This is a genomic window from Methanothermobacter sp. KEPCO 2 (assembly GCF_041228365.1).
In the GTDB taxonomy this organism is placed as follows: Archaea; Methanobacteriota; Methanobacteria; order Methanobacteriales; family Methanothermobacteraceae; genus Methanothermobacter; species Methanothermobacter marburgensis.
Genome location: NZ_CP166185.1, coordinates 1,130,188 through 1,156,369, shown reverse-complemented (window position 1 = coordinate 1,156,369; position 26,182 = coordinate 1,130,188). Strand labels below are relative to the sequence as shown.

Sequence of the window (26,182 nt, the reverse complement as noted above, 5' to 3'; positions counted from 1 at the left end):
AACCTTTTTTCACATATAAATTAATTTTCTGGGCGTAAAAATGGATGAAAAGGGCCTCCCCGAGGAAAGGGTCCTCGAACTTCTTGAGGAATTCAGGTCAAGGGACATGACCTACACCTCAGGCAGAATACTTGGATCCATGTGCACATCATCCCACCCCCTCGCAAGGAGGGTTTACTGTGACTTCCTGGAGTCCAATCTTGGCGACCCCGGTCTTTTCAGAGGAACCAGGGACCTTGAATCCCGCGTTATAGGGATGCTTGGGGAACTCCTATCGGAACCCGCTGCAGCGGGCCACATAATAACAGGGGGCACCGAGGCCAACCTCATGGCCATGAGGGCTGCCAGGAACATGGCCGGAGCGGATAAGCCCGAGATAATAGTCCCTAAATCCGCCCATTTCTCCTTCAGAAAGGCCTCGGATATAATGGGTCTTGAACTCAGGGAGGCGGAGCTGGATAGGGACTACCGTGTCGATGTGGGGTCTGTCAGGGAGATGATATCAGATAATACCGTGGCCATAGTTGGGGTTGCAGGGACAACTGAACTTGGGAGGATAGACCCCATAGCTGAGCTCTCAGATATCTGCATTGAGGAGGGCATTCACCTCCATGTGGACGCAGCATTCGGGGGATTCATAATACCCTTCCTACGGGATGCTGGTTTTGAACTCCCTGAATTTGACTTTAAACTCCCTGGTGTCTCATCCATCACCATAGACCCCCATAAGATGGGCCTTGCCCCGATACCCAGTGGCTGCATACTCTTCAGGGACGAAACCTATCTGGACGCCATGAGCATAGAGACTCCCTACCTCACAGAGAAGCAGCAGTCAACGATAGTTGGCACAAGGACTGGGGCCTCTGCAGCTGCAACATGGGCGGTCCTCAGGCACATGGGCCGCAGCGGGTACCGTGAACTCGCCCTGAGGGTGATGGAGGTGACCTCCAGGTTGAATGAGGGCCTTAGGGATCTGGGCTATGAACCGGTAATTGAACCGGAACTCAACATAGTCGCATTCAATCACCCATCCATGAGTCCAGAGAAACTTGCCTCCAGACTCGAGGAGATGGGATGGGCAGTCTCTGTATCAGCATGCCCACCAGCCATAAGGGTTGTTGTCATGCCCCACATCAAGGCGGAGCACATTGAACTATTCCTCGAGGACCTTAAAACCCTTATTTAGAAGATTAAAGTTGATATTTCTATGGATATTAAAGATCTGGAACTCATGTGTTCTTGATGGTGATTATGAGGATATCTGCAGCTGTTAAATGACTCTGGATGGTAGTAATTATGAGGATATCTACACCAACAACGAGAAGGGAACTTGAGGGGCTCAGTCCCGGGGACCGTGTTATCATAGATGGTATCATATACACTGGAAGGGACGCGGCGCTCCCCAAACTTGTGGCTGCCCTTAAGAGGGGTGAGGAGCCGTTTGATGTGGGGGGTGCTGCGATAATGCACACAGCAGTAAGCCCCGCTGGAATAGCCCCCACAAGCAGCAACAAGGAGGACATAGAGGAGAGCATGCCCTACCTGGCATCGAGGGGGGTGCTGGTACACATAGGTAAGGGAAAACTTAGGGATGAAACCGTGAGGGCACTCGGTGATGCCGGGGCGGTTTTCATTGTAACACCACCCGTTGCAGCACTCCTCACAAGCCGTATTAAATCAAGAAGAGTTGCGGCATTTGAGGAAGAGGGCATGGAGGCCATCTTTGAGCTCAAGGTGGAGGGGATACCCGGCATAGTGGCGGCAGCCGGCGGAAGGTCAGTCTACGATTGATGATCAGTCACTAAACCCATTATTTTTTTGTCTGGGATCAGTTCTGGTGGTTGGGATGTTAGGATCACCACCCATTTTATTGTTATCTATTCTGATGGCCTTCCAAATGCAAGGTCCCCTGCATCCCCCAGCCCCGGGACTATGTAGCCCCTGTCGTTGAGTTCCTCCTCAACACTGCAGGTGTAGACCTCCATATCCATTTCAAGAACCCTCTCAAGGCCCGGCCTTGAGGATATGACATTGAAGAGGACGGTCCTCTCAGGTGTTCCGTATGCCTCAAGGGACTCGAGGATCCCCATAATCGTGTTACCTGTTGCAAGCATTGGGTCTGCTATCACCATTATCTTACCATCCAGTTCAGGGACCCTCAGGTAGTCGACTGAAACATTGAAGGGAGGATCATCTGATCTGCAGGCCCCGACTATTCCCTGTTCTGCCTCAGGGAAAACCCTCATAACTCCCTCTGTGAATGGAAGTGATGCCCTGAGGATGCTCAGCACAACGATCCTGTTTCTATCTGTGATCTCAACACCTGAGGCAACCCCCAGTGGCGTTTCAACATCAACCTCACGCCAACTGAGGGTATCTGCGAATTCATAGGCCATGTAGAGGCCTATATTAGATATGCCCTTCCTGAAACTGGCGGGGTCAATCCCCTTCCTCCTTATACCTGTTAGAATCTCCCTTACAACAAGGTTATCTATCACCCTGAGCATCAGCATCACCTCCCCTCTCAATCAATTTCTTTCCGTGGGCCTGGGGCACAACCTCTATCATGGGGTTCTCAAATTTGAGGTCGAATTCGCCTCCATCAAGGAGCATGTGGAGGAAGACTGCAAGGGATGAGACCTCGGAGTGGGGCTGATTCGTCACCCCAACATTGTAATCTGCAAGCCTGTAGACCTTCCCGGGGACCCTGGCGCCCCCGACAACCACGAGTTTACCTGCTGGGCTTTCCCTTAGGTCGGGTATAACGTCCCTTGCAGGGAGACCGTACATTGTGAGGTGCACCACCTCCCCTCCCACCTGCTTCCAGGACTCAATGACTCCCTGCCAGTTTCTCCTGTAACTCACCCTGAAGGGTCCTCCCCACCTCTTAACAACATCATCAACGCCCTCCATGAGTTTCGGGTCCTCCTCACCACTCAGTATGACCTCAGATGCCCCGAAGGCCCTTGCGGTGAGGCACACGTGTGTTGTGATCCTTGCATCCCGTGACTTCCTGTGACCTAACCTTAAAACCCTGATATCCATTATAATGACCTCCATAAATCAGTATAAAATCATGTTAACTGGATGGCTGCAGCAATCCCCAGGAGACCCATCATCCTCCCAATCTCATTTGAGGCCCCGAGAACATCACCCGTGCTCCAGTAGAAGTTTCTCCTCGCGGTAAATCCGATGAATACTCCCGAGGCAGCGGCCACGGCAACACCAAGAGCCCCCGGGATCCCGAGTAACAGGTAGGCTGCAGCTGACCAGAGGAACCACACGGGAACTATGAGGGGGCTCCTGGCCGCAATTATGAAGTGCCTCCCTGTGCCACTGTCAAGGGGCCTTGAGACCAGTGCACACCCTGTAAGGCATATCTTTGCAGAGACCTCTGAAATTAAAAGGCCCTGGAATATGATATCTGATGGAAGGGAATATACTGATGCCACTGTCAGTGAGGAGACCATAATGAGGAGTCCCAGTCCACCGGTACCGATACGGGGGTCCCTCATTATCTCTATCTTCCTCTCGAAGCTCCCATGGGACATGAGGGCGTCACCCATGTCTATGAGGCCATCAAGGTGGTGGAAGCCGGTGAACCATATGGCAAGGGCATATGCGGCACAGGCAACCACCGGGTAGGGGAGTATGAGGGATGCTAAAAGACCTCCTGAACCCACAATGACACCTATGAGGGCCCCCACAAGTGGCCAGTGGAGTGTGAGGGAGGCTATCTCCTCAACGGTCGCCTCTGAACCCACCGGGAATATGGTTGAAAATGATATGAGACCAGCGAATTTCCTCAGAAAATCCATGAAAAACCACCATCACTCAAAAAGCCTTGACATGCAGCCTGCTATGAGTCCAGCGACTGCATCATCCACCATGGGTCCGAGTTCCCCTATCACACCTGGTTTCTCCTCATCGTAGCGCTTGAAGTTGAATATTGCCTTGGTGCCCGCCACCTGATTGGCAACCGCCATGCCTATCACCTCATCACTGTAGAGGTAGGCCGGGTCATCTGTGAGGTCAACTCCAAGCAGCCTCCTTCTTCTGATGTCATCCTCCATATGCAGTGCCGCGGCAAGCAGCACACAAACGTTCAGGTCCCCCAGCGCACGGCTTATCTCGGAACGCAGCCTCTCCCTCAGTTCATCTGTGACCTCAACTCCAACCACGAGCTCCATACCCGCATCGACCATGGCCTCAGCTGTCACACCGTGCAGCTCCAGGAGTTCCTCAACCCCTGGGCCCTCAAGGAGTAACCTCTGAGATGAAAGCCTCAGGGACTTTTCCAGGTCAGGGGCACTGAACCCTCCATCACCAGGCATGGAGACCACGGTTACCCTGGGCTCCAGGATTTCTGCGAGTAACCCCAGGGCCGATGTTACCTCCCTTACAGCAAGCTGCAGGATTTCCAGTATGCGGTCACCGCACTGCTCCCCACACACCACGAGGACGTGGAGGAAATCTCCGGCAGAGAATACCGAGAGCACGTTACCTGCACATGCAAGTTCGGGGGGCCCTGAAAGTTCAAGGGTAACCTCAGTGGATGTGCTGATGGTTCTGGAGGCAGCCACAAGCCCGGATTCTGCCCTTACCCTCACAAGATCAGATTCGATTACAACCTCTGCACCGTTAAGATTTAACTTTTCATTCAAGGGTTTCACCTTCAGATATAAGCACCATTCTTCTTAGTGAGATTATCTAGACACCAGTATCGGCATCATTTTATTCCTCATCAGATTTATTATCTACACACCACATATCTATATAGGGTGATATTAATGAAGGTGCATCTACGGGTATTCGTGGAGGTTGAGAACCTGGGCCGCGTCATGAACATACTGGCAGATGAGGGCGTCACAGGTTTCTACATAGTTGAATACAAGGGCGTCTCCCCAACGGAGTGGAGGGGATTCTCAATCAAGGAGGACCCCAAGTCAGCAATCTCACTCATACACGACTATGCAAGGGACGCGGTCCTGGTATGCTCGGTGGTTGACGAGGAGCTCGTTGACCCCATTGTGGCGAGGTTCAGCAGGGAACTTGCTGATGAGAAGTACACCATAATAGAGATACCCATAAGGAGAATAATAGTCAATTCACCACCAGAGTGATCAGAACGGTGCTTGAATGGTAACGGTCATAGACCCCCAGCTTGCAGGGGTATCAGGTAACATGATGGTGGGTGCCCTCATGGACTTGGGGGCCCACCCTGAGCGTACAGCGGAGGTCATGGAGGAGGCAGCATCCCACTTCGGCGGGGCCAGCGTGGAGGTGTCAGAGGTTAAGAGGTCAGGCCTCCGGGCAACCCACGTGGATGTGAGGGCAGACGACTCCCTCAGCATAGGTTACATGGAATTTTTAAAGCGCCTTGAGAGGATCAGCCATCCTGGCATTGACGATGAGATGCTGTCAATGGCAAGGGCGGTCTTCCATACCATGGCACAGGCAGAGGCCACGGTGCATGGCGTGAAACTGGATGAGGTCCACTTCCATGAGGTTGGGGCTGCCGATGCAGTTGCAGATGTCCTGGGGTCTGTATTCGCCTACTTTGACCTCAACCTCCACAGGGATACGGTCTACACGCTACCTGTGGCGGTTGGGGGAGGTACAGTGAATGGCGCCCATGGAAGGATACCTGTTCCTGCACCGGCCACCGTTGAGATACTCAGGGGGTTTCCTGTGACTGGAGGCCCGGTTGAAATGGAACTTGCAACCCCCACAGGGGCCGCGCTCCTTGTTAACATGGTGAGGGGATACAGGAGGTTCTACCCTCCAATGGAGATCCAGGCCACAGGTTACGGGGCAGGGGACATGGACCCTGACTTCCCGAATGTCCTGAGGGTGGTGAGGGGCTCAGAGGCTGTGCACCATGACACGGTAACGCTACTTGAGACCAACGTGGATCACCTCAGCGGGGAGGTCCTGGGCAACCTCTTCGAGAGCCTCATGGATGCAGGGGCCCTTGACGTTACACTCACACCGGTTATAATGAAGAAAAACCGTCCAGGACAGTTAATAAGGGTTATATGCAGGGAAAATGACCATGAAATGATACTCAAACGCCTATTCTCTGAGACAGGAACCCTTGGTGTGAGGATATTTCCCCAGGTTCACAGGGGCGTCCTTGAGAGGAGAGTCATGGAGGTCGAGGTTGATATAAAGGGGAGAAGAATGGCCAGGTTCAAGGTGGGCCTCCTGGGCTCAAGGGTTGTGAATGCAAGGATAGAATACGAGGATGCAAGGAGGATATCACTCGAGACAGGAATACCCCTAAGGGATGTCATGGAAATGGCCGAGAAACAGTTCAGAAACTTCATGGAGGATAAGAATGGAAAATAAAGTAATGGTGGGGAGGCCTGAGGTGATAATCTCAATCAGCATACTGGTAGAACACAGGGAGGCTTCTGATGATTAGGTTGATCAGCATACTGGTAAAACATAAGGGATGGGGAGGTCTGAAATGAGCAGGGCTATCAGCATACTATCAGCTGGCATGGACTCTGCAGTTGCAACAGCACTGCTAGCATCTGAATATGAGATCCACGCTTTAACATTCGATTACGGCCAGAGAAGTGCCTCAATGGAGATTGAACACGCCAGGAAACTTGCAAAGCACCTTGGCATTGAGCACACAACCATTGAACTCCCCTGGCTTGGAAGGCTTGGTGGTTCCGCCCTCACAGCGGGGGGTGAAATACCCTCACCAGCGGATCTTGATGACAGGGAGGAGTGCCTTGAGACGGCAAGGAGGGTCTGGGTACCCGGGAGGAACATAGTCTTTACAGCTATTGGTGTTTCCTTTGCAGAGGCCCTGGATGCAGATGCAGTTATAGTGGGGTGGGACCTTGAGGAGGCCGATACCTTTCCTGATAACTCTGCAGAGTTTCTTGATGCATTCAACAGGCTGTTGGGTATAGGTACGCTCCGGGGTGTTGAGGTGAGGGCTCCACTTATAGGAATGACCAAGAGGGAGATCGTTGAGGTTGGCTCTGATCTGGCTCTGCCCTTCGAGTTGACCTACTCATGTTACAGTGGAGGTGAGGTCCACTGTGGTGTCTGTGAGTCCTGTATGAGGAGGAGGAGGGCCTTCAAACTTGCAGGTGTTGAGGATCCCACAGAATACCTTGAATAGAGGGTTGCCCCTCACACTGGAGGCTTATTATAGTTTTTTTCTGAACACAGACCTTTTTAACTGAGGGAAGGTGGGGGAGCATATGTTTCTCCTTAACCTCAGACTTCTTAGATGAGAGAATCAAGGAATACTTTTTTATGTATTCATATTATATTATCACCTGAGGTGATGGTAAATGCACATACCTGATGGTTTTATCCCTGCCTGGCAGCTGGTATTCTACAATGTAATTGCAACTGTGGTACTTTTCCTGAGCATTGCATGGGTTATAAGGGGTCTTCTGTCCATGAAGAGGGATGAGGGAACACATGTAGACTTTACAGGTTACCTCCTGATCATGTTAACTGCACCACCTTTAATCTTCTTAATCCAGGCTTTCTGCATACCTGTACCCTACGGCGTACCGCTTACCCTTAACGGGGCCGCACTGCTTTCAGTAATCCTTAAAAGTCCCTTCCTGGCATTTATCCTCATGTCTGCCGTCATGCTTGTACAGTCCATCTTCTTTGGCTTTGGTGGAGTAACATCACTTGGCGCAAACATGATCGGTATGGGGGTTCCTGGGTGTTTCCTTGGATTCTACATCTACAGCAGGGCAACTTGGGGTTTGGGGGGAAGGAGGGTTCTTTCAGGTTTCATCGCCGGTTTTGCATCATATGTGCTGGCAGGTATCCTCACAGGCATCCAGCTTGGGGTTGCAGGTGTATTCCCCCTCATAAGGGCAGTGGTGAGTATGGGGATCTATTCAGCAACATGGGGCATCCTTGAGGGTTTACTCACGGCCGCTGGCTGCATCATCATGTCATCATGGATTGAGCGGATCTGGGATCTTCACTGATCAGCTGTTTCATGGATTTACCTAATAGAAGAAGGGTCCTGAGAAATAGATGATTGCAATCCCATAGGAGTTAAAGGGATGCAGAGGAATATCCTGGACATAAAACTAGGTATGGGCCCCCATATTGAAGCAGAACCCGCAGGTGTCTGCTATGGCCACGGTGTAATTAAAAAATATAAAAATTTTATTTTATGACCATGAGGATATCACCGGCTTCAACCCTTTCACCCTCACCTGCGTATATTCTCTCAACAACGCCGCCGTGGGGTGTCTGGATGTCGTTCTCCATCTTCATGGCCTCAATAACAGCCACAACATCCCCTGCATTCACATGGTCACCCTCACTGACCTTCAGCTTCACAACCATCCCCTGCATCGTTGACCTGACCGCACCCTCAACGTCCACGGGTTCAGGTTCAGCCTCCTCGATGGTCATGTATCCTGTGGGCACGACCTTGACATTGAATTCGTCACCGTCCACCTCAACATGGAAGACCGTTGGCACATCACCGGATGGTGCCCTTTCCTCCACCGGGGGCTCTAGTGGTTCCTCCTCCACCTCTCCCTTCAGGAATTTGGGTGCTATGGCAGGGTAGAGTGCAAGGGTCAGTATGTCCTCCTCCTTCTCTATTATGCCCATCTCCTCACCCCTCTTCCTGCACTCCTTGTACTGGGGCTTGAGGATGTCTGCGGGTCTGCAGTCGATGGGCTCCTCATCGCCGATTACCTTCCTTGCAACCTCCTCATTTACAGGTGCGGGCGGCCTACCGTAGAGTCCCCTGAAGTAGTCCTTCACCTCATTGGTGACCATACTGTACCTTTCACCACTCAGGACATTCATAACAGCCTGTATACCCACTATCTGGCTCGTTGGGGTTACAAGTGGCGGGTAACCCATGTCCTTCCTGACACGGGGCATCTCCTCAAGTACCTCCTCGTACCTGTCAAGGGCGTTCTGTTCCTTGAGCTGTGCAACAAGGTTTGATAGCATACCTCCGGGTATCTGGTAGATAAGGACGTCTGTGTCGATCTGCTCGGCGATGGGGTCCAGTATGCTGCTGTACTTCTTCCTGATCTCCTCGAAGTACTTCTTGATGTTCTTCAGGATCTTGAGGTCGAGTCCGGTATCATAGGGGGTGTCCCTGAGGGCGGCAACGAGGCTCTCGGTTGGAGGCTGTGAGGCACCCCATGATAGGGGGGATATTGCGGTGTCAAGGATATCAACCCCCGCCTCACAGGCCGCATAGTAACTCATGGGTGTCATACCACTTGTACAGTGGCAGTGAAGATTTACCATGAGGTCTGTTTCCTCTTTAAGGGCACTTACAAGTTCGTAGGCAGCGTGGGGTGAGATTAAACCTGCCATATCCTTAATGGCAACTGAGTCACATTCAAGGGCCTCAAGTTCCCTTGCAAAGTCCACGTAACTTTCAAGTGTATGGTAGGGACTTATGGTGTAGCAGATAACCCCCTGGACATGGGCGCCCTGTTCCCTGGCAACCTTTATGGCATATTCCATGTTGCGGAGGTCATTGAGGGCGTCGAATATCCTGAACACATCAACGCCGTTTTCATATGACTTCTCAATGAACTTCCTTACGATGTCATCGGGGTAGTGCTTGTAACCCACCAGGTTCTGACCACGGAGGAGCATCTGTATGGGAGTCCTCTTTATGTGCTCCTTGAGTTCCCGCAGCCTCTCCCATGGATCCTCGTTCAGGTAACGTATGCAGGTATCGAAGGTTGCGCCTCCCCATGCCTCCAGTGAGAAGAAACCAACCCTGTCCATCTCCTCTGCGATGGGTATCATGTCCCTTGTCCGGAGGCGAGTTGCAAGAAGTGACTGGTGCGCATCCCTGAATGCTGTTTCAACGACCTTTATCCCTTTCATCGTGACCCTCTCATGAGATCAGTTAATCCTTTATATACATAGTAGGAACTTCCTTAAATACACACCAGATGTATTAATTATCCATAAATTTATCCCAAGCCTGAAATGGTTATAAGGAATGAGATACTAATCCTAACCATTAAATTTACAACGAATTTTAAGGGAGAATCAAAATGGCAAAGATAATCATAGATTATGATGAATGTGATGCATGCGGAGAATGTGTCGATGTATGCCCGATGGAGGTACTCATAATAGTTGACGGTAAACTCAAGGTCCAGCACCCTGAGGAGTGCAATGAATGTGAGGTATGTATGGACGTATGTCCGAATGAGTGCATAGAGGTTGAGGAGGACTGACCCTCAACATATAATTTCTTTTATAAAATAGTTTTGATTGGAGATTTTTTTATTTCTCTTTGGATTCATCCGCAAAATTAAAGATTACAGGTTTATCTCTCTCTTTTACCCTCAATGAACTCGTCCACCATGCTGGCAGCCACATCATCGGTGTACTGCACCGGCGGATGCTTCATTGTGTAGGCTGATATTGATGTGAGGGGTCCTCCCACTCCACGTTCAATGGCAAGTTTGCAGCACCTTATGGCGTCGATGACGCATCCAGCAGAGTTGGGTGAGTCCTCAACACTAAGCCTCAGCTCAAGGTTCATTGGGACATCCCCGAAGAGCCGGCCCTCCATCCTGAGGAAGCAGATCTTATTGTCCTTCTGCCAGGGTATGTAGTCGCTGGGGCCTATGTGGATGTTCTCCTCATCCAGCCGTTCCTCACCCAGTATTGACTGAACTGCTTCAGTCTTGGATTCCTTCTTTGAGTCAAGCCTGTCACGGTTGAGCATGTTGAGGAAGTCCGTATTCCCGCCGGTGTTTATCTGGTAGGTCCGATCAAGCCTGACACCCCTCTTTTTGAAGAGATTTGCGAGGGTTCTGTGGGTTATGGTGGCTCCAAGCTGGGCCTTTATATCATCACCAACAATTGGTATCCCCATGTCCTCAAATCTGGCGGCCCATTCAGGGTCACTGGCTATGAAGACAGGCATGTTGTTTATGTAGGCAACCCCGGCTTCGAGGGCGCACTCAGCATAGAACCTTGCGGCCTCCTCTGATCCCACGGGTAGATAGTTGAGCAGTATCTCAGCCCCGCTCTCCCTGAGGACCTCAACAACATCAACGGGTTCGGCGTCTGCTACAACGAATGTCTGGTCTTCAGGGTAATCCTTCATGTGGGGCGCCACACCATCAAGGACGTGCCCCATGGATACCTCAACACCCATCCGGGGTATATCATCACAGAATACCGTCGTGCAGTTGGGGGGTGCGAATATGGCCTCACTCACGTCTTTCCCGACCTTTCTCTTATCCACATCGAAGGCCGCCACAACCTCAATGTCCCCTGGCCTGTAACCCCCAATATCCCAGTGCATGAGTCCTATTGAATCACGGGCATCCTTGTTACGGTAATAGTATAACCCCTGAATCAGGGAGCTGGCACAGTTTCCCACACCGACTATTGCAATCTTTATCTTATCCAATTGAAACACCTTTCAGAGATTTGTGATAATCATAAAATCAAGGCTATAAATTGATCAACTTACTTTTTAAGATTTGCATATTAAACTATTAAATGTTTCGCCCCTTTTCTGGTGGGAATCACCAATTCACGATTGAGGCCCTTAGAATTAGTAGAATTATCCATGAGGCAAGTAGGATACCTTCCCTGAACTTACTGTGTTCTGGAAGCCCCCTATCAAACCTCCAGGTAAGTATAACGATTAAAATTAGTGAAAGGTTAATGAGGTTTCCCATTATATTTAGTGGGTTTCTGAGGTGGGTGGGTATCCATCCTGTAACGATTAAAAGGACTCCTGCCCAGAGAATCCATCTGATGTCCCTGTGTTCGTTCTCTGAAAGGTAACCGCGCCATGAGAGGAGGAGAAGCACAAGGAATGACCCCATCCCCATGGCCATGCCCAGAAAACTGGAGGAGATTGGGGAGTACGGGAACACCGAAAACCTCTGACTTCAGGATGGGGAGAATGAAAATGGCGTTCAGGGCCTCATCCGGCGGGAAGGATTCCTCTTCCCCCACAGCAAGGACGTAGCTCCCCCTGTTATTCTGATTACTCACCCTGAGGTAGTATGTGCCTGCCCCAACGGTCCTGTTGAATTCAGGGCCATTAAAGTAACTGTCACCACCAAACTCCTCGAAGTAGGGGCTCCAGGAACTCAGGTTACCATCAAGTGTCCCTATAACCTTACCATCCCTTATTATATCCACAGAGACAGCCTCTGCATCAGGGGAGAGAGGAACCAGAATATTAACATACAGTTTAAAGGGGCTCCCTGAATCAACCCTGAAGTAGACGGGTTTCCCCGCAAGTTTACCATAGAATGCCTGTGACACCTCTGGGTTCTTGACTGTAACCTCATCATCACTCACAAGGCGGGGCTGGTGTGCATATGCTCCCTGAATTAGTATTAATATTAGTATGAGGATGATGGCCCGCTTCATGGTATTATATCTGCACGTCCCATTTAATAAGATCTCTCATGTGATGATCACCGTGCCTGTCTGGAGTGGATTGACATTAACTGGACCCTCAGCAAGACTGAGTCGTGCCTCCTCTGATGTGCAGTGACCAGTGTAGACTGGGCCTCTAACAAAATCTCCAAGCCTGGATGCAACCCCCTCTGAGGACCCCTCAAGGTGGAAACCACCCACAAGAAGATCCAGGGGTTTATGAAAGATATCAGAGGCCTTACTGACAATGTTGAGTATGCCGTTGTGGGAGCAACCCGTTATTAGGTTAAGATGAACCTCTTCTTCAATTACAAGGGCCAGTTCATCGGAAAACCTGTCAGGAACAGGTTCGCCATTTAAACATGCAAAGAGAGTCCTGTTGCCACTGGGCCTCTCGAAAAGATCTCCAAAGTCCCGGATCACCGTGAAACCCGGAAAGCTCTCAGTTTTAGAGATGAACTTTATCCTGTCGTCGTGGATTTCCTCAATGCCTATGAACCTCCAGTCACCATTAACGGCATAGCGTGGGGTGAATGCCCCCTCCCCCATGAGGACATCTGCAGAGTCATTGATTTCGAGGAAATACCTTAGTCCACCCCCATGGTCATAGTGGCCGTGTGATATAACTGCCACATCCACATCCCTGAGGTCAACGCCCAGTTTTCTGGCATTCTCTGCAAAGAGTCTGCTCTGCCCCATATCAAAGAGTATCCTGATGTCAGACTCGATGTACAGTGAGAGGCCATGTTCACCCATCAGAGGATCTTTTGCGGTGTCCTCAACAAGGCAGATAATTTTCAGAGGCATCACCATCCAGGATGTCAAGTATCTCGTCTATTCTTCGCTGCACATCAGCTATGGGGTCCTCTGTGTTTATTATGTACCAGCCACTGGCAAGTTTGAGTGCCTTCTCCCTTGTTTTTGTTAGGTCCTCCATGTTCTCGAACATTTCATGTTCATCCCTCTCCCTTAACCTTCTCAGGGACTCCTCCGGGGATACGTCAAGGAAGAACATGTACTCCGTGGTGGGAAGGACCCTTGAGAGGAGGCGGTACAGTATTGATGCCAGGGGCCCCGGGAGGTAGGCCACACCCATGAGGTACCTTGAGAATATCAGGGTGTCGGGGCCGGGATTGGAGCGCCAGTGGTACTTCCAGAGGGACCTTATGACGTCCAGGGCATAGAAAACTGCGGCTTTTATATGGTTAACCTTTCCGCCCATGAGGAGGGCCTTCCTGGCTCTTCTACCGTAGGGGTTATCCTCCTCAGGGTGGGACCTGAATATTACGCGTTCACCACGCTCAAGGTACCTTTTTCTTATGAGTTCGGCGTGGGTGTCCTTTCCTGCCCCGTCAAGGCCATCAATGACTATGAACCTCAAACAGCCACCCCCCCGAGGATTAGGTAGGCTGCAACTGCCCCAAAACATGCTGTAAGGTTGTCAAGGCCCCTGGGGGTGAGGGCCTCCAGTACCGTTGATACCAGGGCAACCCCCACTATGACCAGTGGGGCTATGTTCTGTGAGTAGTAGAGGAGGACGACGGGCAGCGTCACAATGAGTGTCAGGAACATCCCCAGGGAGCCCTCCAGGCTCTTCCTATCTCCCAGTACACTGAAGGTTGTCCTGCCGAACCTCTCACCTATCAGGCTTGCAAGGCCGTCGCCATAGGACATGGCTGCTATCCCTATACCTGTGACCCAGGGGGTGTTAAAGAATAGGTAGGCCAGCACGGTCCAGGATATGGAGTAGTAGACGAGGCCAAGGCCGTGGCCATAGGAGGAGGCCCTGTGTTTTATCTTCAGTGGGGAGTAGGGGCTTATGAGGAATGTGAGGGGTATGAATGGCGCCGCCGCCAGGAATGTTATAACCATGCGGCTATCAAAGAGGGGTAATATAAATAGGATGTTACCAACCATTATATGTACAAATTTCCGGCTCAGGTTTGGTCTATCACCAAGGAGCCTCTCAGATACAATCAGTAAAACCGCAACATACAGATATACCATCAGAAGTCCAAGAATGTCACTGCCGCTCATAGGAATTATGGAGTAGTTCAAGGTATAAGTGGCTTTTGATTTATCATGATTGATACATGTAAAAGCTGGGAGTAATTCAAGTAGTGGCCTTTTGTATGAAGAGATGATGGAGGTTTTCTGCATGAACCCTTACATTGAAATACTGAGACCCGTAAACGCTGTCATGGCTGTAATAACCGTTATACTCATGGCCCTCATTGCCGGCAGATTTGATGTTGATGTTCTCCTCGCATGCATAGTTGTTTTCACCGCCACAGGCGCAGGTAATGTGATAAATGACTACTTTGATCATGAAATTGACAGAGTTAACAGGCCATCACGCCCCATACCCTCAGGGAGGATCACAAGAGGGGCCGCTGGCATCTATTCTGTCTTACTTTTTGTTTTGGCCTCAGCACTGGGGTTCTACCTGGGCCCTCTACCGGGCCTTGTGGTTGCTTCAAGTTCCCTGCTCATGGTATACTATGCCTGGAGCCTCAAGAAGAGGTGCCTTGTTGGTAACATAACCATATCCTTCCTCACAGGGATGAGCTTCGTCTTTGGCGGCATAGTTGTCGGTGAGATCTCTGCGTCCATCTACCTTGGAATCTACGCCTTCCTCATGACCATGGCAAGGGAGATAGTCAAGGACATGGAGGACGTGGAGGGGGATCTGGTTGAGGGTGCAACCACACTACCCATAACACATGGTATGAGGGTTTCAGGGATCCTTGCAGCCGCATTCATGTTATCCGCAAGCCTCACAAGTCCAAGCCTTTACATTATAGGGATATTCTCAATCCTCTACATCCCGGTCCTTGCAGTTGCAGTGCTTTTCTTCCTGAGGGCAGCCTTCATGATACTCAGAGCACAGGATAGGGAAACAGCATCACGTGTTTCAGGACTCATAAAGGTGGGGATGGCGGTGACTTTCCTGGCATTTGCTGCCGGAAGCGGCACCGTAACAGGTATGGTCGGTATGATACTTTAGATGTCACAAAAAAGATGCGAATGGGTGAAATTATTCACAAAAAACCTTTAGTGTATGTGAATGGTAGGAAACAATAGGGTAGGTGAAGGAGTAGATGTTCATCCCCCCAACCTTCATTTAACTCCTTCAACACCCTAAACTTTTTCTACATTTAACCCCCCTAACCTGTTCCGGGTGGCCAGCCACCTGGAACCACTTATTCTATGAGATCTCTAAGGAGACTTAAAACTGCGATTATGACATAGAACCACTCATTCTTGAGGCCTACTCACCGCTTTTTATGCCCACAATGTCAACCACATCAACCAGCTTCCATACATAGGAACGGTCCATCTCCACAAGGCATGTCAGGGGATCCTCAGGTGAATGACCAAGGGCCTTCAGGATGTTCCTTGATAGGCCGTGCTTCTCTATGAGGTCAGCGAACATCCCCTTAACCCTCTTCCTGGTTGATGGGTCCTTCTCCTCGACTATCTGGCCCTGCAGTGTAACGAAGCGATAATCTGATAGGTCTTCCTCATAGTGTTCTATCTCCACTGCGACATAGGGGTTTTTCTTGAGGAGCTCTATCTTTCTGCCATACCTTGTTGAGAGAAAGTAGATGTGCTCCCCATCGAATACATAGAGGAAGGGTGCTATGTATGGATAGTCACCGTTGAAGGCTATCCTGCTCATGAAGTTATCCCTTATGAACTCATCATACTCCTCCCTGCTCATGAGGGGGATCTTAACGATACCCATCACTCACACCTCCACTACGGGGTAACCAGCCCTCAGCCAGGCCCCAATACCCCCAAGTACAGTTGTGGCATTGAATCCATGCCTTTCGAGTATGCTGGCGGCTATCGTTGACTTGTAACCTGAATCGCAGTATATAACCACGTCCTTCTCGGGGATCATGTCGATGTTATCAGGGAGATCCCCCACCCAGATGTGCTCTGAGCCCTCAATGTAGAACCTCTCCCTGTCTGTGATCTTACGCACATCAAGCAGGAAGAGGTCACCCCTGAGTTCTCTGAGCTCATGGACGCTTATGGCACTTATGGCATTGAATTCGAGTCCGGCCATGTACCATGAGGGAAATCCCCCTGCAAGGTAACCTGCCATGTTATCATAGCCGAGCCTTATGAGGGACCTTCTAACAGATTCAACGCCACGCCCATCATCCACCACCAGTACAGGGTCGTCGTAGTTGAGGAAGTAGCCTGCAAAGGCCGCGAAGCCGTCCTGCCAGATGTTCAGGCTTCCGGGTATGTGGCCAGAGGAGAAGCTTGTGGGGTTCCGGACATCAACCACCTGGGCCCCATCATTCATGAGTTCCCTGAAGTCAGAGAGAAGCAGGGCTTCAAGGTTCGGGTTCTCCACAGGAGCACCCCTCAGGTTGTTCTCCTCCATCCTCCTGAAGTATGGTGGTGTGTAGAGCCTCTCGGACATCTTGTGCTCAATGAACTCATCCCTCCCCATCTGGAGGTAGGGGTTTGTGAGCCTCTCATACCCCACAGTTGTAGTGTCCATGTCCCTTATGTCAGCCCCGCAGACTGAACCCGCCCCATGGGCCGGGCAGACCACAACATGGTCCCCCAGGGGCAGTATCTTCTCATGTATACTATCATAGAGTAACCCGGCGGTTTCAGGGATTTTTTCAGGTCCAAAGAAATCAACACGCCCTGTTTCACCTGCGAATAGCACATCACCAACGAATACCATCAGATAATCATCTGAAACGCTACGGTCCTTCACCGCCACAGAGATGCTCTCATAGGTGTGGCCCGGTGTCTCCAGGACCTCAAGTTCAAGGTTTCCCAGCCTGAAGGTGTCACCCTCCACCACAGAGGTACCATACCTGAAATCCAGATTCGCCCCGTGGAGTATCTCGGCATCCACATACCGCGCCAGTTCCATGGATCCGATGGTGTAGTCCTCGTTCCTGTGGGTCTCAAATATGTACCTGATATTCACGCTGTTTTTCTCTGCAAGTTCAAGGTACACATCCACATCCCTTCTTGGATCCACAACAGCAGCCTCACCACCAGATGCAAGAAAATAGGAATTATGGGATAGCCCCTCAGACTTTATTATCTCAAATATCATGCACCTCACCGGATAATAATATGTAAACCGGCTTATTTATCATTTTCCAGAAAAAGCGGATAGCTCATTGAAGTGGTCTGCGGCGTTTTAATGGGGGTTTATGGGCCCGGTTTTTCATTCAAGGACAGGAGGGGTTTATGGTACACAGATCACCCCTTCCATGAAAGGTAAGCCCATGATAGGAGCATAGTGATAACCATAAGGGATGCAGTAAGACCGAGTACCTCAGCAGCACCGAGGGTTCTTCCAGTGTAATTAATGGAGAAGGTCAGGAAACAGATGAAAACAAGGCTTACATACCACCCATAAGCCGCCCCCATCACAGCCGTCCCATTTTTAATTGACCTCTGGGGCATGAAGCCACCTGCTACAAGAAGTCCTCCGACAAGGAACAGTATTGCAGAGACATCATGGATCCCGGCCACCGCACTGAAGGCCGCCAGGAGGATCACTGCGAGGCCACAGGCCATGGTTGCAGTGTAAGCATCAACGTCCATCTTCAAACTACCAGCTCCCTTAATTCAGTTTCTAAAGGGGGAAAACAAGGCTCACAAGCACGCCGTCATCCCCACTGATTCTGAGTTCACCATCAAGCTGCCCTGCAAGGTTTCTCATAAGATCCATACCAAGGCTACCGCCGGTATCCGTATCAAAGTCGGCTGGAAGACCGGGTCCGTCATCCTCAACCTCCACATGGACCATCTCCTCCCTCAAAAAGAGGCGTATGATGAGTTTGCCCTCTGATTTGAAAGCATGCTTCATGGCGTTGGTGACGGCCTCGTTGACTATTAAACCCGCAGGTATGGCCCTGTTTATATCCAGGTGAACGTCCTCCATATCGTAACTCACAGATATTCTTTTTTCAGGATAATTTGACCTGATCTCAGATACCAGGTCAACTATGTAATCGGAGAATGGTAGATCAGCCAGGCTCTCTGACTGGTATAGCTTCTCATGTATCATGGCCATGGACTTGACACGGTTAACACTATCGGTGAATACTTCAGCAGCCCTCTCATCTTCAATGCAGTATTTCTGGAGGTTAAGGAGGCTGGATATTATCTGGAGGTTGTTTTTGACCCTGTGATGTATCTCCCTGAGCATCACCTCCTTCTCCTTAAGTGATTCCCTGAGGGACCTCTCATATTCCCTTAGGCGGGTGATATCGTGGATTCTTATGAGGAGGGCCTCTTCACCCTCCCAGGTAACAGGGTTTACACTCATCTCGGCGGTCTTCAGGGATCCATCCTTGGATAAAACCTGTATCTCCTGCATGGAATTTTCGAGTGGAACCCCGAGGGACATGCCAATATTTCCTGGTGTCAGTGAGAGGTATTCCTCTGCCGCGGGGTTCAGGTAGAGGATCTCCCCATTCCTGTTAACTATTACTATGGGGCCAGGGCTACCCTCAACTACACCCATGAAGTTGTTCCTTGACATTTCAAGTTCTCGCTCATAGAGCCTCTTGGATGTTACATTCACCGCATATCCACCCACGCCCCTGGTTCCATCAGGGAGGTCAACCGCAAATTTATGTACATCATATACTCTTCCATGAACCACTTCCTCTGTCTGTGAAACGCCATTCCTGAGGGCATTCCGGTCAGAATCGTGGCATGTCCTCGCCACCTCTTCATCGAGTATATCGTAATCTGTTTTACCAATGATCTCCTCGGGTTCCATTCCGACAAAGTCGCAGAACTTTCGGTTAACAACGATGTACCGCAGTCTGGAGTCCTTAAGGAACACTATGTTGGGGTTGTGGTTTATGAAGCTCTCATATATGTATTCAAGGTTTTCCAGGGTTCTTATGAGTCTGTTTTCCCGGTCCATGTTTTTGAGCCAGTTTTCAACTTCCACATCATCGCCACCACCACTGAGGAGGGTGTCGGGGTCTATGTAGTAGGGGTTGATGTATACGCTGTGGTTCCATAGAACCAGTGGATGGGTGAGCAGCACACCCTTCATGATATCTGCCTTGAATCGTGGCCTGTGATACTGGCAGATGGCGATGCACTCGTTTTCACTGAAGAAATCGTTCAGGAGGGCCTCATACTCTATTATCCTCTCGCTCCCGGGGGCACCCTTGAGTATCCATGTCATCTCACCGGTGGCCCTAAGGCCACTGAAACCAGCAGCGAGGGCATTCCTTACCTCATATTCAAGGAAACTGATCATGGATTGGGGATCAAAGACACCTCCAGCGGTGTAAACTTCACTTGCAGATACCATGATAAACTGGCCGGACTTCTCTGCCTCAGAAAGGGATGGGATATCATCGGAGAGGACAGACCTTACGTGCGGGGCATCATGTTCTGATGTTATGTACATGCATCTCTCCCCAGCCTCAAGACCGGCCCTGATGAAGGGGACCATAACTCCAAGCCACTCATCCTCATCCTCATAGATGAGGCAGAGGTGATCCCCCTGCTTCATGTCAAGTATTAGTGACTTGAGGTCGCGGTGATTTAACCAGGAAAGCCACTCAGCCCGGTAGCCAGTCGACTCAAGATTAAAGGCTTTATAAACATTGTCCCCTGAATTCAGGCGTCTCATTGCCCGCACCCGAGGAATTTTTTGAGGGCCTCTCTGTCTGATAGGTCACCTATAACCCTCTTTCTGGGTTCAGGTCTCACCCTCTCAAGGGTTGGGATGGCCACAACACCATGCTCCCTTGCAAGCTGGGGAGACCTTGCAACATCAACCACCTCAATGTCAGCTTCATCCCCCAGAAGCTTCCTGACATTGTTCAGGGCCGTGTCTGAGAGGTAATCCCCACCCACAACATAGAGCCTTAGCTGAAGCCTCACCAGGATCCCCCCTTGAGGAGAATCCCCCTTTCACTGAATCTAAGCTCCGCGACGCTGCTTGAGTGGTTCATCCCCCTGCTCTTGAGTATGCGGAGGAGCCTCTTGTAGTCACCGTTGGCCCTCACATGCTCCAGGACGATCCACGTATCAATCAGTGATGAGATCTCAAGTTCGGTCTGGGTTGCTGTGACCGGTGACCTTATAAGGTACGTGAAGAGTGAGGTCACACCCCGTGACTTCAAAAAATCGGTGAACCTTATGAAGAGGTTCTTTGCATTGCTGGCCCTGTTTGAGGGGCCACCTGCAGCTGCAAGGCCGGTAACAGGGTCCACAAGTACAGTATCAGGTTTGAAGTCCATTACAAGGTCCTGCATCTCGGTGAGGTGGGATTCAAGTCCCAGTGATGTGGGCCTGTCAGCGTGTATCATGAGTTTATCATCGATGTGGTCCTTCAGGTGGATCCCCACCGATTCCATGTTACGAATAACCTGATCTGCTGGCTCCTCATTGGCAAAGTAGAGGCAGCGTTCACCGCGGCGGCAGGCCTCATAGGCAAACTTTGAAAGAAGGGTGGTCTTACCGGCCCCTGTTGTACCGGATATCAGACACTGGAACCCCTGTATACACCCCCACCCAGCATATCATCCAGGTCAGGTATCCCGGTGGAGACAAGTTCCCGGCTGACACTGTAATCCAGTTTGAGGGAGGTTATCGGAAAGATTGAGATTCCCCTCTCATTGATGAGGAAGGGGTACCTGTTGAGGCCGTGGCCGGAGCCGCGGTACTTGACTATTCGCATGTGTCTTGTTCCAACCTCCCCATCGAAGGTGTGGGTGAGGTGTATGACACAGTCAGAGATGTAGTCCTCAAGTCCATGTGTTGGCTTGCCCCCGGAGTCCCCGGCGGTGAATACGCTTGTGACCCCCATCCCATTCAGCCAGGATATGAGGTGGCGCAGTTCCATGTGGAGGGGCCCCCTGTCTGATACCCCATCAAAGAGGCTGTCCACCTTATCAAGGACAACCCTGCTGGCCCTGGTGGTTTTAACAGCATCCCCGATCCTTATCTTAAGGGCATCCAGACTGTAGGATCCTATACTGGGGTCAGGTGCCCCTGAAACGTCTTCAATAAATATTTTATCATCTTTAATCAGTTTTTCAAGGATCCTGTCATCGGACTGGAAGTTCTCAACAATATTATCTGCCGGTTCATCAAAGCTCACAAGGACACCAGGCTCCCCATAGTAGGATGCCCCATTCAGGAGAAACTCAACTGCAATGAATGTCTTCCCGGTACCGGGGCCACCATAGATGAGGGTGTTCCTCCCCTGGGGGAAACCACCCCCTGTTACCATATCAAGGCCCTTTATACCGGTAGGTGACTTTTCAATGGACCTGAACCTCAATCAACCACCCCACACAGGAAGAATACTGGGAAACCCTGATGTGATCCCCTACTGGATTTTCACTTAATACTATATTAATCACTGGAGGCATAAAATACTTGTGACGACCAGATGTGAGCATCAGCTGAAGGGGTTCCTATGGGTAACATAATTGAAACAGAGGGTATAAGCAAGAGATATGATGATTTCCTGGCTGTTAACTCCGTGGATCTGGAGGTCCCTGAAAACTCCATTTACGGTGTCCTGGGACCTAACGGTGCAGGTAAAACCACGCTGATATCAATGCTCTGCACCATACTACACCCCACATCAGGGAGGGGCATGGTAAACGGCTACGATATTGTGAGGGAGGCCAGGAAGGTGAGGGAGTCCATAGGCATAGTCTTCCAGTCAAGGGCCCTCGACGACATACTCACAGGGAGGGAGCACCTTGAAATGCACGCCGCCCTCTACGGGGTCCCCAGGAATATAAGGGAGAGGAGGATAGACGAGGTCCTTGAACTCATAGCCCTGGGTGATAAGGCCGATGAGTATGTGAAGACATACTCTGGGGGTATGAAGCGGCGCCTAGAGATAGGCCGCGGCCTGATACACCACCCCAGGGTACTATTCCTTGACGAGCCAACCCTTGGACTCGACCCCCAGACAAGGGAGAGCATCTGGAGGTACATAGAGAGGCTCAACAGGGAGGAGGACGTTACCGTGCTCCTGACCACCCACTACATGGAGGAGGCAGATAAACTCTGCGATGAGGTGGCCATAATGAGCCGTGGGGAGATAATAAAGGCTGACAGCCCCTCAAACCTCAAGAGGGAGCTTGGAGCAGATACCATAACGGTCAGGGTTGACAGGGCAGACGAGTTCCATGAACTCCTGGTCAAACAGGAGTACGTTAAGAAGGCCTACCTGGTGGATGACGAGGTCAAGGTGCTGGTTGAGAGGGGCGAAAACCTCGTACCAGAGATAGTTAACCTTGCAGCGAGGACTGGATTCTACGTGAGGTCAGTGGAACTGGAACACCCCACCCTTGAGGACGTCTTCATAAGGTACACCGGTAGAGGTATAAGTGAGGCATGATATGCTAGAAATTGGGGGTAGTAGGTGAGGTTTGATACCATGGCGGAACTTGAGGGCATATACACAATATGGCTGCGTGAGATGAAGCGTTTCTTCCGTTACCGTTCAAGGATAGTCACATCTGTGGTAACCCCCCTACTATGGCTCATAATATTCGGCACAGGTCTGGGGGCTGCTGTGAGGTTCGGCGCAGTGGCAGGGGGCTACAGGGCCTTCATCTATCCGGGTATAATAGGTCAGACAATACTCTTCACCAGCATATTCTCGGGGGTCTCTGTGATAATAGACCGCCAGTATGGGTTCCTGAAGGAGATTCTGGTTGCACCCATATCAAGGCCCTCCATAGTGATCGGAAAGGCACTGGGGATAAGCACTGCCTCGATGATACAGGCTGCCATACTCCTTGTCCTATCCTTCATAGTGGGAGTTACAATGTCCCCCATCTGCTTCGCTGTTAGCATGGTGATAGCCCTCATAATATCCATGGGACTCGGTGGCCTGGGCCTCATGATAGCGGCCTTCACAGACAGCATGGAGGGGTTCAACCTTATAATGAGCTTCATAGTGCTCCCCATATTCCTCCTGAGCGGGGCACTCTTCCCAATAACAGGACTCCCCGCCTGGCTTCAGGGCGCGGTCTATATAAACCCACTGACCTATGCAGTAGACGCCCTCAGGTTCACAATACTGAGAAATTCGGTGCTTCCACTTGAGGTTAACGTTGCAGTGATATCGGTTTTTGCAGTTATAGCCGTCCTTGCAGCGGCCTTCCTCTTCAACAGGAAGGAGCAGAGTTTAATGTGATGAAATAGTTAGGTGCTAAATATTATAACAATAACTGTTAATGTGCTAACCATTAACATACATTAAAACTTTGTTATTTTTATTTAATAGATAATTATATATAACTCTCTTTATAGTAGTATATATGATAGTCACTACAATGATAATTCAATTCAAATACAGTGAAATTGAGGTATTGTGAATTTATGAGACTACTTATCAAATTTAAAAGTGATGAAGGATTCGAATACTCTTCAATTAACAACTACACTATTCAAGGATTTATCTATTCTTTTTTAAAGAGAAGTAATTCATTTCATGATTACCATGACATGGAGGGCTTTAAGTATTTTTGTTTCTCTAATATTTTCCCAGTATCTGATTTTAAAAAAGGAGAATTAAAAAATCTAATAATATCTTCTCCTAATTTTAAGCTCATAAAGGTGCTTGAAAAGGAATTGAAAAAGAGAGAATCAGCATATCTTGGTAATTATCCAGTTAAAATAGAATCTGTAAGTCTATTCAAACCCAGACTTGAAAGACAGTTCATAACCAGCACCCCCATTGTTCTTTATAAGGATGGTAGAAAGAATTACTATTTCTCAATGAAAAAGACTCACGACTTTCAGTTTTTCATGGATCGCTTGAAAGAAAACGCCCTCAAGAAATATAATTCATTTTATGATGAGGAGTACTACTTTGAGGGGAACATTTTTGATAGGCTTGAATATGGTCGTGAAGTTGCAGTCAGACTCAAAAAGGCGGATAAACTTTTTATAGTAATAGGTACTCTCTGGAAAAACCTTGAGAAGTTTAACATGGATAATAAGAAGTTTTACTATTTTTTACTGAACTGCGGCCTTGGAGAAAAGAATTCACTTGGATTTGGAATGTTAAATACGATGGGGAGTCTTAAAAATGCTTGAAATAAAATTTGACAAACACGACTTTCTCTATGACAATGGGATTGTGAATATATTTTCAGAGTTAAGATCAGATAAAAGATTTGAAAATGTTGACGAATACAAAGTGAAGTACAAAAATTCAGATTTTATACTTAAAGATACGTGTCTTGAGTTCAAGGGAACATTTGAGGATTTAAAAGAATCATATTATATTTTAAGGAGTATTTATTATTCAAGAGTATTTGAAGAAACCCAAAACTACAAACCTTATTATGATCAGAAGACTGATGATGTCTTAATACGACCAAAACTAAATGTTAAACCATTCCTTCAGAGATCAGAAAGGACAAAGGATCTTTTACCAAGAATTACCGTTTCCAAAGAAAAATTGCAGCTTTTAAAAGAAAGAGAAATCGAAGTGAAAAAAAATTTTGACAAGAAGATAGGTAAAAATGAGAGTCTTCAGTACGGCAAAAAGAGTGAGGTCATGATTTACCTTGAACCTGAGGAACTTGGTAAAAAGATAGCATCGCGAATAAAGGAGATTTTTGAAGGTGATGAATGTTTTCTTTGCGGACTTAAATATTCCAAATACCTTGACGATGAAAGTAAAGAGAAGAAATTCAAAATATTATCTTCGAATCTGATATTTGATTTTGGAACAGGTGATTCAAAGCCCTCTTTCAGAGACTTAAGATCGGGAAAAGACATAACAGCTTGTTTTATATGTGATTTGATATACAGGTATGGCCTTGTTAATAATTATTTCCAGCAAAACAACGTTTTTATAGTCGCAGCACCTTCTTTAAGGTTTCTTTATCATGTCAAGAAGAATTTGAAAATCCCTATGGATTATATTGAGGAATCAAATAATGGTTCTAATTTCATTGTTGCAGGGGATTTTGCCGCAACTGATGTTTATTCAAAATTACTATTGTTACTTTATAAAATCAAATCTAAAATCATTAGCATGGATGATCTATCATATCTCTCCGTTTTTTGCTTCATGGTAACTGGAAGAGGAGTAGATGATTTAAGGGCATATAACAAACTCTCATATATATCAGAATTCTTTGATAGAACTAAGACCATAAAGAACAGTTCAGAGAATTTATTTCTAAAAACTATAATAAATTATGCCTATTATAAGAATATAAATAAGTCTGAAGGCAAGAATTTGCCAAGGAAGGAACTTTCAAGGAGAATACTGTTTGGTCTTCCTTTGGACCCTGTCATTATGGATCTATCTTTTTACAATCTTTCTTTGGATAAACCCTCGGTTCTGAACCCCTCATTACTCTATCAATTTCTTACGGAATACTTGGAGGTAAGTGGAATGACAGAATTAAAAGAATTACATAGAATATGTAGACTTGTGGGGGATAGAATAGGATATTTTGCAGCCCAATATGGGAATAAAGATATACTGTACCCTTTGAGAGAAATAGGGAATCTTGAAGGACTTACAGAGTTTTTTAAGAACCTTGAATATGAAATAATGAAAGAAAACGCTGGAGCTCTATGGAATTCTAAAGCAAATGAAACAGATAAAAAATACAGCGAACTGATAAATGACCTCCTTGAAGAAGCAGATAATAACAGAAAAATTCTTCTGATAAGGAATTACCTTGCTATTTATGCTATACAGAAATATCTATCGGCCATATATGCTAAAAACAAAGGAGGATCTTAA

At 48.8% G+C, this 26,182-nt stretch carries 29 protein-coding genes; 12 read left to right on the top strand and 17 right to left on the bottom strand.

The genetic code is table 11. The features are described 5' to 3' along the window. Positions 1-40: 40 nt before the first annotated feature. Positions 41-1,186: a tyrosine decarboxylase MfnA gene (gene mfnA, locus AB9H23_RS06065; protein ID WP_370004510.1), complete on the top strand. Its 1,146-nt coding sequence runs from the start codon at positions 41-43 to the stop codon at positions 1,184-1,186. 107 nt (positions 1,187-1,293) lie between these two features. Next, positions 1,294-1,791 (top strand): fumarate hydratase C-terminal domain-containing protein, encoded by a 498-nt coding sequence (locus tag AB9H23_RS06060; protein ID WP_370005966.1) that lies wholly within the window; start codon positions 1,294-1,296, stop codon positions 1,789-1,791. 86 nt (positions 1,792-1,877) lie between these two features. On the opposite strand, the gene upp is transcribed toward AB9H23_RS06060, so the two are convergent. From upp to cobZ, 4 genes are read right to left on the bottom strand one after another with little or no spacing between them, the layout of a single operon-like run. Further along, on the bottom strand, positions 1,878-2,513 hold the full coding sequence (gene upp, locus AB9H23_RS06055; protein WP_370004509.1) for a uracil phosphoribosyltransferase: 636 nt from the start codon (positions 2,511-2,513) through the stop codon (positions 1,878-1,880). Next, complete coding sequence (locus AB9H23_RS06050) at positions 2,488-3,048, bottom strand: tRNA (cytidine(56)-2'-O)-methyltransferase (protein ID WP_321212169.1); 561 nt, start codon at positions 3,046-3,048, stop codon at positions 2,488-2,490. Before AB9H23_RS06050 ends, upp begins: the two co-directional genes overlap by 26 nt. A gap of 26 nt (positions 3,049-3,074) precedes the next feature. Then, on the bottom strand, positions 3,075-3,818 hold the full coding sequence (gene cobS, locus AB9H23_RS06045) for an adenosylcobinamide-GDP ribazoletransferase (RefSeq protein ID WP_321211086.1): 744 nt from the start codon (positions 3,816-3,818) through the stop codon (positions 3,075-3,077). Positions 3,819-3,830: 12 nt separating this feature from the next. Then, positions 3,831-4,673 carry an alpha-ribazole phosphatase CobZ gene (gene cobZ / locus AB9H23_RS06040; RefSeq protein ID WP_370004508.1) on the bottom strand — a complete coding sequence of 281 codons (843 nt, stop codon included), beginning with the start codon at positions 4,671-4,673 and terminating at the stop codon, positions 3,831-3,833. Positions 4,674-4,790: 117 nt separating this feature from the next. Here cobZ and AB9H23_RS06035 point away from each other — a divergent pair, with 117 nt between their 5' ends. The 4 genes from AB9H23_RS06035 to AB9H23_RS06020 all read left to right on the top strand — a co-directional run bounded on the left by AB9H23_RS06035 (position 4,791) and on the right by AB9H23_RS06020 (position 7,982). Next, on the top strand, positions 4,791-5,123 hold the full coding sequence (locus AB9H23_RS06035) for an MJ1244 family protein (RefSeq protein ID WP_321211084.1): 333 nt from the start codon (positions 4,791-4,793) through the stop codon (positions 5,121-5,123). Positions 5,124-5,139: 16 nt separating this feature from the next. Then, positions 5,140-6,351, top strand: coding sequence for a nickel pincer cofactor biosynthesis protein LarC (gene larC, locus AB9H23_RS06030; protein ID WP_370004507.1), 1,212 nt, complete (start codon positions 5,140-5,142; stop codon positions 6,349-6,351). A 121-nt stretch (positions 6,352-6,472) separates the two neighbouring features. Then, entirely contained in the window at positions 6,473-7,144 is a 672-nt protein-coding gene (gene queC / locus AB9H23_RS06025; RefSeq protein WP_321211082.1) for a 7-cyano-7-deazaguanine synthase QueC, read from the top strand. Positions 7,145-7,319: 175 nt separating this feature from the next. Beyond that, a complete protein-coding gene (locus AB9H23_RS06020) occupies positions 7,320-7,982 on the top strand; it encodes an energy-coupling factor ABC transporter permease (protein ID WP_321211081.1) in 663 nt (220 codons plus the stop codon). A gap of 184 nt (positions 7,983-8,166) precedes the next feature. Here the strand turns inward: AB9H23_RS06020 and oadA are convergent, their stop codons facing one another. Further along, positions 8,167-9,873: a sodium-extruding oxaloacetate decarboxylase subunit alpha gene (gene oadA, locus AB9H23_RS06015; RefSeq protein ID WP_370004506.1), complete on the bottom strand. Its 1,707-nt coding sequence runs from the start codon at positions 9,871-9,873 to the stop codon at positions 8,167-8,169. Positions 9,874-10,046: 173 nt separating this feature from the next. On the opposite strand from oadA, the gene AB9H23_RS06010 reads away from it, so the two are divergent. Further along, positions 10,047-10,232 carry an ATP-binding protein gene (locus tag AB9H23_RS06010; protein ID WP_013296279.1) on the top strand — a complete coding sequence of 62 codons (186 nt, stop codon included), beginning with the start codon at positions 10,047-10,049 and terminating at the stop codon, positions 10,230-10,232. Positions 10,233-10,324: 92 nt separating this feature from the next. On the opposite strand, the gene AB9H23_RS06005 is transcribed toward AB9H23_RS06010, so the two are convergent. From AB9H23_RS06005 to AB9H23_RS05985, 5 genes are all read right to left on the bottom strand, one after another. Continuing rightward, the gene (locus tag AB9H23_RS06005) at positions 10,325-11,422 is read right to left on the bottom strand and encodes an inositol-3-phosphate synthase (protein ID WP_370004505.1); all 1,098 of its coding nucleotides are present in this window, start codon (positions 11,420-11,422) and stop codon (positions 10,325-10,327) included. A 257-nt stretch (positions 11,423-11,679) separates the two neighbouring features. After that, the gene (locus AB9H23_RS06000; RefSeq protein WP_370004504.1) at positions 11,680-12,402 is read right to left on the bottom strand and encodes a hypothetical protein; all 723 of its coding nucleotides are present in this window, start codon (positions 12,400-12,402) and stop codon (positions 11,680-11,682) included. A gap of 36 nt (positions 12,403-12,438) precedes the next feature. Further along, entirely contained in the window at positions 12,439-13,218 is a 780-nt protein-coding gene (locus tag AB9H23_RS05995; RefSeq protein WP_370004503.1) for an MBL fold metallo-hydrolase, read from the bottom strand. Further along, on the bottom strand, positions 13,190-13,840 hold the full coding sequence (locus tag AB9H23_RS05990; RefSeq protein WP_370004502.1) for a thymidylate kinase: 651 nt from the start codon (positions 13,838-13,840) through the stop codon (positions 13,190-13,192). Before AB9H23_RS05990 ends, AB9H23_RS05995 begins: the two co-directional genes overlap by 29 nt. Continuing rightward, the gene (locus tag AB9H23_RS05985) at positions 13,789-14,418 is read right to left on the bottom strand and encodes a diacylglycerol/polyprenol kinase family protein (RefSeq protein WP_370004501.1); all 630 of its coding nucleotides are present in this window, start codon (positions 14,416-14,418) and stop codon (positions 13,789-13,791) included. The genes AB9H23_RS05990 and AB9H23_RS05985 overlap by 52 nt, the downstream gene beginning before the upstream one ends. Positions 14,419-14,539: 121 nt before the next feature. Here AB9H23_RS05985 and AB9H23_RS05980 point away from each other — a divergent pair, with 121 nt between their 5' ends. Then, positions 14,540-15,418 carry a UbiA family prenyltransferase gene (locus AB9H23_RS05980; RefSeq protein ID WP_370004500.1) on the top strand — a complete coding sequence of 293 codons (879 nt, stop codon included), beginning with the start codon at positions 14,540-14,542 and terminating at the stop codon, positions 15,416-15,418. A 264-nt stretch (positions 15,419-15,682) separates the two neighbouring features. Here the strand turns inward: AB9H23_RS05980 and AB9H23_RS05975 are convergent, their stop codons facing one another. The 7 genes from AB9H23_RS05975 to AB9H23_RS05945 form a co-directional block, all read right to left on the bottom strand. Next, a complete protein-coding gene (locus tag AB9H23_RS05975; protein ID WP_147671484.1) occupies positions 15,683-16,159 on the bottom strand; it encodes a pyridoxamine 5'-phosphate oxidase family protein in 477 nt (158 codons plus the stop codon). Between the two features lie 3 nt (positions 16,160-16,162). Beyond that, on the bottom strand, positions 16,163-17,509 hold the full coding sequence (locus AB9H23_RS05970) for a rhodanese-like domain-containing protein (protein WP_370004499.1): 1,347 nt from the start codon (positions 17,507-17,509) through the stop codon (positions 16,163-16,165). Between the two features lie 149 nt (positions 17,510-17,658). Beyond that, positions 17,659-18,006, bottom strand: coding sequence for a hypothetical protein (locus tag AB9H23_RS05965; RefSeq protein WP_370004498.1), 348 nt, complete (start codon positions 18,004-18,006; stop codon positions 17,659-17,661). A gap of 31 nt (positions 18,007-18,037) precedes the next feature. Next, positions 18,038-20,065, bottom strand: coding sequence for an MEDS domain-containing protein (locus AB9H23_RS05960; RefSeq protein WP_370004497.1), 2,028 nt, complete (start codon positions 20,063-20,065; stop codon positions 18,038-18,040). Continuing rightward, a complete protein-coding gene (locus AB9H23_RS05955) occupies positions 20,062-20,319 on the bottom strand; it encodes a circadian clock KaiB family protein (protein WP_370004496.1) in 258 nt (85 codons plus the stop codon). The genes AB9H23_RS05960 and AB9H23_RS05955 overlap by 4 nt, the downstream gene beginning before the upstream one ends. Next, a complete protein-coding gene (locus AB9H23_RS05950; RefSeq protein ID WP_370005963.1) occupies positions 20,316-20,921 on the bottom strand; it encodes an ATPase domain-containing protein in 606 nt (201 codons plus the stop codon). The genes AB9H23_RS05955 and AB9H23_RS05950 overlap by 4 nt, the downstream gene beginning before the upstream one ends. Further along, positions 20,921-21,724, bottom strand: coding sequence for an ATPase domain-containing protein (locus tag AB9H23_RS05945; RefSeq protein WP_370004495.1), 804 nt, complete (start codon positions 21,722-21,724; stop codon positions 20,921-20,923). Before AB9H23_RS05945 ends, AB9H23_RS05950 begins: the two co-directional genes overlap by 1 nt. Positions 21,725-21,862: 138 nt before the next feature. Here AB9H23_RS05945 and AB9H23_RS05940 point away from each other — a divergent pair, with 138 nt between their 5' ends. The 4 genes from AB9H23_RS05940 to AB9H23_RS05925 all read left to right on the top strand — a co-directional run bounded on the left by AB9H23_RS05940 (position 21,863) and on the right by AB9H23_RS05925 (position 26,182). Further along, on the top strand, positions 21,863-22,801 hold the full coding sequence (locus AB9H23_RS05940) for an ATP-binding cassette domain-containing protein (protein WP_370004494.1): 939 nt from the start codon (positions 21,863-21,865) through the stop codon (positions 22,799-22,801). A gap of 39 nt (positions 22,802-22,840) precedes the next feature. Further along, a complete protein-coding gene (locus AB9H23_RS05935) occupies positions 22,841-23,605 on the top strand; it encodes an ABC transporter permease (protein ID WP_370005961.1) in 765 nt (254 codons plus the stop codon). 185 nt (positions 23,606-23,790) lie between these two features. Continuing rightward, positions 23,791-24,510, top strand: coding sequence for a CRISPR-associated endoribonuclease Cas6 (cas6, locus tag AB9H23_RS05930; RefSeq protein WP_370004492.1), 720 nt, complete (start codon positions 23,791-23,793; stop codon positions 24,508-24,510). Then, positions 24,503-26,182 carry a hypothetical protein gene (locus tag AB9H23_RS05925; protein WP_370004491.1) on the top strand — a complete coding sequence of 560 codons (1,680 nt, stop codon included), beginning with the start codon at positions 24,503-24,505 and terminating at the stop codon, positions 26,180-26,182. Before cas6 ends, AB9H23_RS05925 begins: the two co-directional genes overlap by 8 nt.